We start from the raw sequence: 11,742 nt of genomic DNA, 5'->3' as shown, positions 1-11,742 counted from the left end.
CTGGCGAAAACCGCCCCCCGGACGCGACGGGGCGCCTTATTGTCGACTGTCCGTTTCTGACGGGCGGTTTTGCGCAGGGTGGCGCCCGCGCACCGTGCGACTGCGGTGGTACCCCTGCGCGACGATGTCCGCGATGTCGGTGTAAGTGGCGTCCCAATCGCCGAACACTTGCGCGTAGGTCAGTCGCAATGGGCCCCGAGCCACCAGCTTCCGGTCCCGGATCCGATCCTCCTCGTATCGTTCGACACCGGTGTGGTGTTCGACGCTGTCCAGCTCTAGGGCAAGTCGGTCTCCCACCAGCAGATCGATCCACCCGACACCGGGCACCTGATGTTGGACGGCGACGCGCAGTCCTGCGCTTCTCAGACGAAGGCGAGCGGCTGTCTCCGTTCCGGATGCGGCGAGGCGCTCGGTCTTTGCGACAGCTCTCTTGATGAACAGCGGAGCGTCGTCGAAGTGGGCGCGGAGGCACTCCGGTGTGATCTTGCCGGTGTTGAGTGCGGAGTCGCAGAGGATGATGAAACCCTCGACATCGAAGCAGCGGGCGGCGTACTGCAGTGCAGTGGGGACGTCGTCGACGGCGCCGAGGACTGGGCTCGGCCGGCCGTACCGTCGGCATCGATCGTGCGACTGCCGACGCTCGTGGCGTGTGACTCTGGAATGAAGTTCTCTGGGGTGCTCGGGTACCCACAGACCATGACGTCGAAGCGCGGAGGCGCACGACACGACGCCCCGGTCGGCAACCGCCCGGGCCACTTCCTCATCGGCCGCACCGGTGCGGTACCACCCGTGCCGGATGGGAGTGATCGTGCCGGAACGGTGGGCATTCCGGATCGACGCAGTGGTCTCGCCCGCGGCCAGGAGTTGATGGGTGGCGACCACACCCCCGAACCGATCGATGAGCTCATCGAAATCCATGCGAGACAGTGTGATCGTGATGTCGGTTGTCCGGCCGGAGTCATGGACACCTGTGGACAACCGGGTGCACTTCCTGAGAACCGCCCGTAGAAAATGACAGCCGACACTATGACGACGGGTCAGGTCCACCGGGCGGTTTTCAGACAACCCCAGGTCAACCGAGCAGTTTTTTCTGCACCTTGCCCATGGCGTTGCGCGGGAGGGACTCGACGAAGCGGATCTCCCGGGGCCGTTTGTGATTCGACAGTTCGCCGGCGACGAACTCGATGAGTTCGGTGTCGGCGACCTCGTCGCCCACGACATAGGCGACGATGCGCTGCCCCAGGTAGTCGTCGGGTACGCCGATCACGGCCACCTCGCGGACCGCCGGGTGGGCCAGCAGGACGGTCTCGATCTCGCCGGCCCCGATCCGGAAGCCACCGGACTTGATGAGGTCGGTCGCGCGTCGGCCGACGATCCGGTGCATCCCGTCGGCGCCGATGACCGCGACGTCACCGGTCGCGAAAAAGCCGTCCGGAAGCCATGATTCGGCGGTGGCGTCGGGTCGGTTGAGGTACCCGGCCGTCAGCATCGGTCCGCGGACGTGGAGATCGCCGACGGTCTGACCGTCGTGCGGCAGTGGCTCGCCGTTCTCCACGAGGCGGGTTTCCACGTGGGCGAGAGGCAATCCCACCCACCCGGGTCGGCGTTCCCCGTCGACCCGCGTACTGACCGTGATCAACGTTTCGGTCATGCCGTACCGCTCGACGATCTGGTGTCCGGTGAGTTCGTGAACGCGATCGAAGACCGGAACGGGTAACGGGGCGCTTCCGGAGACGAGGACCCGCGCCGACGACAGTGTCTGTGCGGCAGACGGTTCGGCGGCAACACGACTCCAGACCGTCGGCACGCCGAAGAACATGCTCGCGCCGGCCTCCGCGGCGGCGGCGTATGCGTCGGCTGTCGGTGTGACGGTGTGGATCAGTCGTCCGCCGCGGCGCAGCGGGCCGAGGACACCCAGGATCAACCCGTGGACGTGGAACAGCGGAAGACCGTGCGCCAGAGTGTCGTCGGCGGTCCAGAGCCAGGCGTCGGCGAGTGCGTCGAGTCCCTCGGCGATGCTCTGCCGACTGACCGGCACACCTTTGGGGAGGCCGGTCGTGCCGGACGTGTAGAGGATCAGCGCCGTCGAGTCGGCGTGCGGTTCGGGATGGCGGTGCCACGATTTCGCGTACCGCCGGACCGGGATGACCGGCAGCGTCGGTTCGGCCGGGGACTGCCCCAACCAGGCCTGTGCCCCCGAATCGGCGAGGATGTGCTCGAACTCCCGGGGGCCCGAGTCGGGCGGGACGGGAACCACCGGGACGCCGGCGATCAGCCCGCCCACCACCGCGAGCACCGTCTCGACCGTCGGGGTGGCCAGCACTGCGACTGTTCGCGCGCCGGCGATCCGTTCCGCGACCGCGGTCGCCGCACCGACCAGGTCCTCGCGCGACAACTTGTCGTCGCCGACACGGATCACGGCGGGGTCGTCCGGTGCGGTGGGGGTCAGGGTGGGCAGCAGCACGCCTTCACTGTGCCACGCGGAGACCCTTCCACCGATCACCTGCGCGGATCGCCGAGGTCATGCGGCGTGCGGCAGCCACCACCGCCCTGGTGGCATGATCTCGTGCACCAGGATCGACCGATCGGGGGGATTGGCAACGATGTCCACACGCTTGCACCTGAGCACCATGCGCCCACGGGACCCGGACGAGCCGGGTCGGACAGCCAGCACTCTCGAGCTCTTCTTCGATCTCGTGTTCGTGGTGGCGGTGAGCATCGCGGCGGTCCAGTTGCACCATGCGCTCACCGAGAACCACATCGTCGACGGCGTGGTGTCGTACGCGTTCGTGTTCTTCGCCATCTGGTGGGCGTGGATGAACTTCACCTGGTTCGCGACATCGTTCGGCACCGACGACTGGCTCTACCGGGTCCTCACCTTCGTCCAGATGGCCGGGGTGCTGGTGCTCGCGGCGGGGATCGAATCCGCATTCGTCGACCACGAGTTCTGGCTGGTCGTCGTCGGCTACGTGATCATGCGCGTCGCGATGGTCGCCCAGTGGCTGCGTGCGTCCGGCTCCGCCGGGGACCGCCGCCGGACCACCCGGCTCTACGCCGCCGGGATCGCAGTCGTCCAGGTCCTGTGGCTGCTGTGGCTGCTCGTCCCGTCGGGTACCGCCGCGACCATCGGCTTCGTGGTGCTCGTCGGCGCCGAACTCGCGGTGCCGGTCATCGCCGAACGCCAGGGAAACACCCCTTGGCATCCGCACCACATCACCGAGAGGTACGGCCTCTTCACGCTCATCCTGCTCGGCGAGAGTCTGCTGGCGTCGTCGAACGCCATCATCGAGGCGTTGCACAGCGAGCAGGAACTCGCGCCGCTGATCTCGATCGCGATCCTGACCTTCGTCGCGACCGCCGCCCTGTGGTGGATCTACTTCTGGCCGCCGCACCACCGGGCGATCGGATCGCTGGCGGATTCACTCCGGTACGGATACGTGCACTACTTCGTCTTCGCGGCGGCCGGCGCGTTCTCGGCAGGCATCGAGGTCGAGATCGATGTGCTGACCCATCACAGCGAGCTGACGGAAACCCAGGCGTCGTTCACGGTCACGATCCCGATCGCGGTCTTCATCCTCGGGATCTGGTGGATTGCCATCCGCGCCAACGCCGACCGCGTGGTGAACACCGTGGTTCCGGTCGGGGCCCTGCTCGTCCTCCTCGATCCCGTCATCCCGGTCCCGTTCGCGCTGACCGCCGTGTTCCTCATCGCGATCGTGACCGTGCTGGTCCTGCGACCCCAACTGACCACGGACGCCGGCGTCCACGGGTGATCTGTCGCGGGATGTAACGCTCGTCGTGCGGGCGCGACGCTGACGGGGACCCGCTCGTGTTTGGGACCGATAGCCACGGGTAAGGGTGTACTCAGGTCGCGAGGATGAGGATTGAATGCGGCCCCCGATGACGCAGATCGGCGGGGGTTGAGCAGCCAGCCCCCACCGATCTGGCCGGAGGCGTGGTGGTGGGATCGACCGCACGCGGGACCCCACCACCACGCTTCGACGGCCCCCGACGGTCTGCGACGAGGCTGGGGAACGACCACGAGTGACTTGTCGTCATTCCGGGTACACCGGGCACATGGCTGACAACGACCCCGCCCGGAAACCGTTCAATCCGCAGAACCCCGACCCGGCGAGCACGGCGGGACTCGAACCCGGAGGCGGAGTCGCGCCTGGTGACACCCCGCCGGCCGAGTCCGCGGTCGGAGGGGACGAGCACGAGCCGCCGCAGCGCAGGCGAGTCGGCGGTGTGATCGTGATCGCCGTCGCGGCGATCATCTTCCTGCTGGTCGCATTGGGTCTCATCGGTCGTGCGGTGGGTCTGTTCTAGGTCGTCGACCCGTTCCTCATCTCGACGCCGGGATCCCGACCCCGCGGCGATCAGCGAGCCTCATGGCCGCACCCACCCGTCGGTGATGAACTCGACGAGGAGCTGGGCCTTGTTCCCGATCGGCCGGCCGGCTTCCTCATATCGTCGTGCGACTCGCCGATAATGTTCGCGCACCGTGCTTTCCGCGATCTCGTGGACGCGCGAGGTCTGGCGCAGCGTGGCACCCAGCGTGTAGGTCCTGAGGATCTCCAGCTCCCGCTCGGTGAGTCGTACCCGGTTCGCGAGTTCGGGGGCGGACTGCGGCGTCGGTGGGCCCGCCGCGGTCGCCAGCGCGCGATGTAGTGCCTCCTCCGCTCCCGGGGCGCGGGGGGAGACGCGGATGTGTTCGAAGCCCGCGACACCGTTGCCCACGAAGATGATCTTGACCGAGCGCAACGCCGGCACGCGCCGGACGAATCCGAGCATGGCCGCGGACCGCACGAGGATCGCGGCCGCATTCCGCAGGCCGGTGAGCTGGGCGGGTTCGACGACGGTTGCGTCGTACCCGGCACTCTCGATCAGCGCGGCCAGGGCGGCGTCGAAGATGTCGCCCTCGGCGACAACGGCAGCCATACGCGCGGTCTGCTCGCCGCCCTTCCCCGGCTGCGTCGCACGCGGGTGTGGCGGTCGGGGGTCGTTCGACGATGCGGACAAGCTCTCGGTTCTCCTGGGTCGGTGCGCAAGCGGAGATTGCTCACGGGTTCCCGTTTCGCCCATTCCGCACGCGATTGTTTCAGCCTTTCGAATATCGACTCCGATATCAGCGGCTTCGACGACCGGATGTGACCTTGGCCGAGTATTTAGACGCACGAACCGATCAAATGAATGCGTGATTACGCATCGAGCATGCACTTCAGGCAAAATCGTGCGTGTGCCGGACAGTTTGAGAGTGTTGCTCGTTTCTCCGCTCGGGCATGTCGGTGCGGCACCCCTGTCACAGGCATTGGACGACGCGACCGTCACCGTGGCGACGGGGCATGACGAATTCATCCGCAGCATCGTGAACAACGTGCGTTTCGACGTCGTGGTGGCCGACCTGATCTGGAACGGGCCCACCCTGGAATGGACCTTCGACGGACTCGACATCGTCGACGCGCTGGATTCTCACGGACGCCGGGCGCCGGTGATTCTCGCGTCGGATGGATCGGCGATGGATCGCGACCATCTCGACGAAGCGCGGTTGCGGGACGGGGTCGCCGGCGTGATCGCGAAGCCCGACGGATACGCCGTCCTGACGGAATTCGTCAATGCGGTCGCGCTCGGCCGGCGGCCACCCGGCATGCAGCGCGACGTCCGGCATCCGACCTTGTACGGCCTGCTAACCGGTCAGCGCGGTCATACCGCTGGTCGTCTCGCCGGTGCGATCGCGTCTGGCAACGCGTCCGACAACGCGACGCTCGCACGTGCGGCGAAGGTGTCGCCGAACACGGCGAACAAGATGACGAGTCACTACCTGGGCCCGATCATCACGGAGCTGGGAGAACATGACGCCACCCTGCCGATGACGCAGGCGGCCGTCTACCGCTGGTGCGGCCTGCATGCGCGATACCTGATCAGCTGGTGCCGACGCCACGGGCACTCGGATGTCCTCGGATCGATGCCGGCGTGATCAGCCCGCGTGGACACCGGCGGTGGCGCCCCGACCGGTGGGGTCGCTCGGCTCTACCGGGTCCAGGCCGGTTCGTTCGCCGAACCACCTCAGGATCTCGACACCGGCGAGAGCTCCGGTGTGCGCGGTGACCCTCAGCCCCGGCGACGACCATCCGAGCGACTCGAGCTCACCGTGCCGGGGGCGGATCGCGTGATCCGCGGCGAGCAACAGGTCGGTGTCGAGCCAGCCGTCACCGACCGCGTAGAGCTCTGCCGAGTCGTCGAGGGTCCCGTCGGCGACCAGCCGTCGCCGAACCTCGGCGATCGCCGCCGATTTGGTCACCGGTTGCGGAGTCGCGTAGATCTTGCGGCCCTGTTGGGACGCAGTCCAGCCGCGCGCGTCGCACCACTCTTGCCACTGCTCGAGAAACTCCGGCGGCTGGGCCGACGGGTCGACGACGAGGTAGCAGAAGAGGTCGTCGGCGGTCCGCAACGCCGTCACCCACGAGTCGTCGATGCGGGTCCTGAGCTCGTTCCGGACCTCGTCGAGCGTGGCGCCCGCGCGGGTCACCTCGTTCTCGATGTGCGCGCGCCAGACCGGGTCGTCGGCGCCGTCGACGAGGATCCGGCCGCCGTTGCTGACCACGGCAAATCGGAATGGGCTGCCCGGTAATGTGATTCGCTCATACTGAGCCGGGGTGCGGGTGGTTGTCGGGACGACGACGACCTCGCGTGCCAATCGGGTCATCAGTTCGACGGCGGCCTCGGCCATGTACGACAGCGGTGCATCGCGGTAGATCTCGACGCACACGGTCGTCAGGGTCGCGAACTGTTCCTCACCCATCGCCGCCCGGGAGTAGATCATGGTCCGGTCTAGATCGGTGGCGATGATCGCGTTCACGAGTCCTCCTTGATCAGCCCGACACACGAATACGCGAGATCGGGCGAGACCTCCACGGGCACATCTCGTTCGGCGGCGAGCAACCGGATGTGGCGATGCTCCGGCAGGTCGTCGGCGCGCACCAGGATGCGCCACGGCACGCGACGCAACAGCACTCTGGTGGTTTCCCCGACCCCGGGTTTGACCAGGTTGATCGACGACAGGCCGTACTCGGCCTGGATGCGCTCCACGGATCGCCAGCCGGACCAGTCCGGCCGGCGGGTTGGCGGCGTCATCGAGGCCACCGTCGCCCGGACCCGGTCGGCGACCGCGTCGAACTCCGCACTGACGGTGTCCAGGAACACTCCCGACACATCGAAGTCGCTCAGGTGGCGGTAGAACTTGGCGCCGTGGAACTCTCCCGGACCGATGTGGTCGGCGTTCAGCACGGTACGTGAGACCAGCCCGGACACAGTGGAATTCAAGCAGGCCGACGCGATGAGGAAGTCGTCCCGGGTGCCGAAGAGTGTCGTGGCCGAACCCGGGTCGGCCAGTACCGCCAGTTCGTCGTGCAGCTGCGGACGGCCGGCGCGTGCGTACTCGCCGACGGCTGCGGTGAGCTCCCGCTGGATGGCACCCTTCCCGGTCCAGCCGTCGATGAAGACGACCGACTCGGCAGGGTGGCGTTCCACGATGTGATCGAGTGCGACGGTGTCGATCCCACGACCGCGCACGATCGAGATCGTGTAGTGGCGGGGGTCGACTCCGTGGACCGCGAGCATCCACCGACGGATCAGGATGCCGACCGGCGTTCCGGCGCGCGCCAGTGAGACCAGTGTCGGTGCGGAGTGGCGCTCGGCCAGGATGAGTTCGGATACGACACCGACCGCTTCGGCGAGGCGCCGAGCCGAGGATCGCAGCGTCGCGTGGAACAGTTCCTGATATTCACGGCCCGGTTGATACTCGATCGGCAGGGACTCGGCATAGTGCGCCTGTCCGGACTGGATGCGACGTTCCCGTTCGCGCAGTTCACCTTCCAGTGCCACATCGGACAGGTCCTTGAGCAACCAGGTGACCTCTTCGGCCGCATACGAACCGAACTCCGGGCCGCGCAACGGTGGAGTGGTGGTGGCGATCCCGTGCATCAGCGCACCGCCTCTCGTGCCTGGGCCAGTGAACGCTGGTCCGTTGCGGGCAAGACGGTCAGGACGACCGGGTGCCCGGCGGCGGTGAGGACGTCGACCAGGCCGCCGGCCGCGCGCAGCTCGTCGGTGTCGGCCGGCGAGTCGATCACCAGCACGGCCTGGGGATCGGGGTGCTCGACGGATGAGACGTTGTAGACGTAGCGAGGCGTGTCCGGGTCGGGTTCCGGTGCGATGAACCGGAACCCGCGTCGGAGTGGATACCCCGGGACGTCGTGCACCTGGGCCGGGGACCTCGTGGTGGTCTGGTACGCGGTGGCGAAACCACGACGCTCCAGGGCCTCCGCGACACACAGCGGCGCGTACATCAGCTCCTCGTGTCCGATCACGACCACCGGACGCCCCGGGTCGAGATGTGCCGCCACGGTGTCCGCGGCGTCGTCTGCGGCACGATGGAAGTCCGGAGAGTCGGCGCGAAGGATTCCGTGCCTGCCTCCGTCGGGAACCGCCGCGGGCCAGTCGGGCGAGACCTCGACCAGGTCGCCGCGTCGCGGTGCCACCGGATTGAGGTCACCGGATTCGAGCTTCCACACGTCCTCGAGGAGCGTCGGCGGAAGTGTGATCGAGCTGTGGGCGAGCGTCACATAGGTGACCTCGACGCCGAGTTGCGCTGCGAAGTGCTCACATTCGGCCTCCTGATCGGGTGTCCGCATGTCCACCAGGGACGCCACGACGAACCGCGTGCGGGGACGTTCCGCGACAATGGCCTCGATGGCGCCGAGCGCGGTCTTGCCGGTGGAGACCTCGTCGTCGACCATGATCAGCACCTCGTTCGGCGACGCCGCGTCGAGGAAGGTGGGGTCGCTCGGCTGCAACAGGTGGGTGGTGGCGTGTGAATGCCCTTCCTCGAAGGTGCTCGACACCGTCACACCCGGTCTCCTGCGCCGCGTCGAATGCAGGTACCGGGATGCGGAGATCCGTTCGGCCACGCAGTGTCCGAGGCCGGTGGCGGTCTCGGCGAAACCGAAGACGACGGCGTCGCGCGCCGAGTTCGCGCCGATCGCGGCGATGATCGCGGCGCCGAGATCGTCGGCGGCGCCACGGACGATCGACGGTGGCGTCGGGATGTGTTTGCCCAGCACCGTCGAGACCAGGAGATGCGCGCGGCGCCGATTGTGGCGCAGTCCGAGTGAGACGAGGTCGTGCACCGTGTGACCCGTTCGGGCGTCGTCGGCGGCGGAGATCTCGACGCCGAAACGTTCGGTCACCCAGTCGATGCCGACGGTGTCCGGGTCGCTCACGATGCGCCCGGCCCGGGCGAGGCCAGCGCGGTGAGCAGGTCGACGAAGGAGACCCCCTGTCGTGTCACCCCGAAAGCGGCCGCGCGATCGATGACACGCAGTGCCCAATTACGGTGCGGCTTCAGCTCGTTCATCTTGTTTCGATACGACGACGCGCGTACCCCGCCGGACTCCCCGGCCAGGATGTCGTGTGCGTCGTGATATTCCTCGTGGGTCACCGCCGACAGCGCATGCACCGCGGCGACGTGCGCGGGGTGGATGACCGTCTTTCCGTGCAGGCCGTTGGCGCGGTCGAGGGTGATCTCGCGCAGGAGGCCGTCCATGTCGCGGCTGACCAGTTGCTGCCGGAAATAGACGGCGTCGTTCTCCCGGAACGGCGTGTGCCGCAACATGGGCTGGAACATGCGCTCGTGGTCGGCGAAGTACTCCCAGACCGGGCCGGTCACGACGAAACCGGTCTCGTCGCTGCGCCCGAGATGATTGACGATGCCGGCGATCACATCGGCGGCAACCCGGACATCGTAGATGGTCAGGTCCCGATCCCGGCGGATGCCGAAGAAACCGCAGATGTCGGTGGCCCCGATGCGAACCGCCAGCACACGGTCCCGGTGCTCGCCGAGCAGCGATGCCAGAGCGGTCAACTCGTCGTCCCGGGTCTCACGGTGCACGACCGACGCCGACTCGAGGACCGGCATCACCCAGAGGTGCTTGTCGAGGATCTCGCCCGCGCGGGCGACGGCGTCGAGGGCTGCGGGAGCAGTGTCCGAGGCGAACTTCGGGATGACGAACCCGGTCAGCACCGACGGCGTACTCAGCGCCTCTGCGAACGGCACGATCCGGTCGGCCGAACGCGGACGGACGAACAGCAGCATCGGTGGACCCGGGTTCTCGGCGATTCTGCGGAGCGCGGCCACTGCATGGTCGATCGCCTCGGCCTCCTCGTGGTCGGCGACCGCGTCCTCGAGGTCGATGACCATCGAGATCACGCCCTCGGCGCGTCGTCGTCGGATGACGTCGGCGAGGTCGGGGCGGGTTGCCGGGACGTACAGGGTGGCACCGAGGGCGACCGCGAGTCGCTGGGCGGGCCAGGTCGGCTCGATCGGCTCGGGCTGCCGGTAGAACAGATGCTCCGAGACCGACGGCTCCAGATGATCGAAGTGTCGGATCGTCCCGGGCTCGAGGCCGGTGTCGTCGTGCCGTGCAGTGGTGGTCATCCTGCGGCCACCTGTCCTCTCATCCGCGAAACGATCTCGGTGATCCGGTCGTCCACCGCGCGGAGCTGGGTCAGGTAGCTCCAGTAGTCGGGGTGGATGCGGTCCAGCTCTCCCTTGGCGCGCTCGATCCGGTCGGCCTGAGCATCGAGGACCGAACCCCATTCGTCAACCAGGGCGTGATCGACCGCGAACAGCTGGGCGTCGCGGAGCCGGAACCGCACACGCTGCTCGGCACCCTTCGGGTCGGACCGGACCTCGCGCAGGAGGCGCAAGCGGTCGAGCACGGCGTTGACGGCCTTCTCGGCCACGGCCAGGTCGTCACGCGCGGCGTCGGCGCGGTCAATGGCCTGGTCAGGGTCGTCGGCGAGCATGGAGCGGGCTGCCACGAGCTCGGCGTCGGCATGTGCGAGCCGCTCGTCGACGACCGTGCCGTTGCGTTGGAGATCGAGAGAGCAGTCGGCACTGAACTCCCGGCGCAGTGCCGACAGGGTGTCAGGGAGCTGCGCGCTGCGTGTCGACACCGCGCTCCGGCGGGTTTCCACTGAACGGATGACCTGCTGTGCCCGCTCGGCGAAGGCGGGCGCCTCGGCGAGGAGCCGGTCGAGCTGCCGCGCCGCGCTGAGCACGGCCGCCGCGGCGGTCTGCCGTTCGCGCAGGCCCGTGGCCTGGTCGAATGTCGTGAGCGCCCGTGCGAGGTCGTCGGTGGCGCCTGATACCGATTGCAACCGTGTCACCGCCGGAGCCGCGTTCTCCAGGGCGGTCATCGCCCGGTTGGCGGCCACCCGGGCCTGGTGATCCTGGGCGTCGGCGGCACGCACCGTGGCGCGAGCCCGCTCGAGGGTCCCGGCGTGGGTCTCGGCGAAGTCGCGCATCGAGGCGGTGACCGCCCGCAACGCCTGCGTCGAGCGCTCGAGATCCTGCGGGGCGACACGCGTGCCGGCGGGCGGCGAGGCCAGTCGCAGATAGTCCGACGTCGCCTGGGCGTGCTGCTCGCGGATGCTCGACCACGCGGCGCGCAGCTGCGACCGCGGCTCGAGGGTGGAACTCACACCGACCGCCGGATCGATCTCGGCCAGGACGGATTCGGACTCCAGGAACGCCGCTGTCATTTGTTCCGATGATGCAGGTGGTGCGGAATTCGTGCGTGAATCGTTCCCGAACCATCGACGTACGAAGTTTCCGGGCACCACACGATGCTATCGGCTATTTTCATCTCCGTATGAGGCCGGATTCCCCGGCTCACGACG

General features: G+C 67.8%; 11 protein-coding genes. 3 read left to right on the top strand and 8 right to left on the bottom strand.

Translation table 11 applies throughout. The features are described from left to right. Window positions 1-36: 36 nt before the first annotated feature. Both KTR9_RS24430 and KTR9_RS24425 read right to left on the bottom strand, forming a co-directional pair. Window positions 37-918 carry a hypothetical protein gene (locus tag KTR9_RS24430; protein WP_044507417.1) on the bottom strand — a complete coding sequence of 294 codons (882 nt, stop codon included), beginning with the start codon at window positions 916-918 and terminating at the stop codon, window positions 37-39. Window positions 919-1,072: 154 nt separating this feature from the next. Further along, window positions 1,073-2,464, bottom strand: coding sequence for an acyl-CoA synthetase (locus KTR9_RS24425; RefSeq protein WP_014928614.1), 1,392 nt, complete (start codon window positions 2,462-2,464; stop codon window positions 1,073-1,075). A gap of 139 nt (window positions 2,465-2,603) precedes the next feature. Between KTR9_RS24425 and KTR9_RS24420 the strand changes: the two genes are divergently transcribed. Both KTR9_RS24420 and KTR9_RS24415 read left to right on the top strand, forming a co-directional pair. Continuing rightward, the gene (locus tag KTR9_RS24420; protein ID WP_014928613.1) at window positions 2,604-3,773 is read left to right on the top strand and encodes a low temperature requirement protein A; all 1,170 of its coding nucleotides are present in this window, start codon (window positions 2,604-2,606) and stop codon (window positions 3,771-3,773) included. 304 nt (window positions 3,774-4,077) lie between these two features. Next, window positions 4,078-4,329, top strand: a complete 252-nt coding sequence (locus KTR9_RS24415; RefSeq protein WP_010844872.1) for a DUF6480 family protein — start codon at window positions 4,078-4,080, stop codon at window positions 4,327-4,329. Between the two features lie 60 nt (window positions 4,330-4,389). On the opposite strand, the gene KTR9_RS24410 is transcribed toward KTR9_RS24415, so the two are convergent. Next, on the bottom strand, window positions 4,390-4,941 hold the full coding sequence (locus tag KTR9_RS24410) for a helix-turn-helix transcriptional regulator (protein WP_014928611.1): 552 nt from the start codon (window positions 4,939-4,941) through the stop codon (window positions 4,390-4,392). Between the two features lie 292 nt (window positions 4,942-5,233). Between KTR9_RS24410 and KTR9_RS24405 the strand changes: the two genes are divergently transcribed. Beyond that, window positions 5,234-5,977, top strand: coding sequence for a response regulator (locus tag KTR9_RS24405; RefSeq protein WP_044507414.1), 744 nt, complete (start codon window positions 5,234-5,236; stop codon window positions 5,975-5,977). Here the strand turns inward: KTR9_RS24405 and KTR9_RS24400 are convergent, their stop codons facing one another. From KTR9_RS24400 to KTR9_RS24380, 5 genes are read right to left on the bottom strand one after another with little or no spacing between them, the layout of a single operon-like run. Then, window positions 5,978-6,859, bottom strand: coding sequence for a hypothetical protein (locus KTR9_RS24400; RefSeq protein WP_014928609.1), 882 nt, complete (start codon window positions 6,857-6,859; stop codon window positions 5,978-5,980). After that, window positions 6,856-7,983 carry a cysteine protease StiP family protein gene (locus KTR9_RS24395; protein WP_014928608.1) on the bottom strand — a complete coding sequence of 376 codons (1,128 nt, stop codon included), beginning with the start codon at window positions 7,981-7,983 and terminating at the stop codon, window positions 6,856-6,858. The genes KTR9_RS24400 and KTR9_RS24395 overlap by 4 nt, the downstream gene beginning before the upstream one ends. Beyond that, on the bottom strand, window positions 7,983-9,281 hold the full coding sequence (locus tag KTR9_RS24390) for a phosphoribosyltransferase family protein (RefSeq protein WP_014928607.1): 1,299 nt from the start codon (window positions 9,279-9,281) through the stop codon (window positions 7,983-7,985). The genes KTR9_RS24395 and KTR9_RS24390 overlap by 1 nt, the downstream gene beginning before the upstream one ends. Then, window positions 9,278-10,495, bottom strand: coding sequence for an HpcH/HpaI aldolase/citrate lyase family protein (locus KTR9_RS24385; protein WP_014928606.1), 1,218 nt, complete (start codon window positions 10,493-10,495; stop codon window positions 9,278-9,280). Before KTR9_RS24385 ends, KTR9_RS24390 begins: the two co-directional genes overlap by 4 nt. Continuing rightward, window positions 10,492-11,604, bottom strand: coding sequence for a hypothetical protein (locus KTR9_RS24380; protein WP_014928605.1), 1,113 nt, complete (start codon window positions 11,602-11,604; stop codon window positions 10,492-10,494). The genes KTR9_RS24385 and KTR9_RS24380 overlap by 4 nt, the downstream gene beginning before the upstream one ends. Window positions 11,605-11,742: the final 138 nt, after the last annotated feature.

The organism is Gordonia sp. KTR9, assembly GCF_000143885.2.
In the GTDB taxonomy this organism is placed as follows: Bacteria; Actinomycetota; Actinomycetes; order Mycobacteriales; family Mycobacteriaceae; genus Gordonia.
The sequence above is the reverse complement of the archived record's forward strand: the minus strand, read 5'-3'. Positions and strand labels throughout refer to the sequence as shown.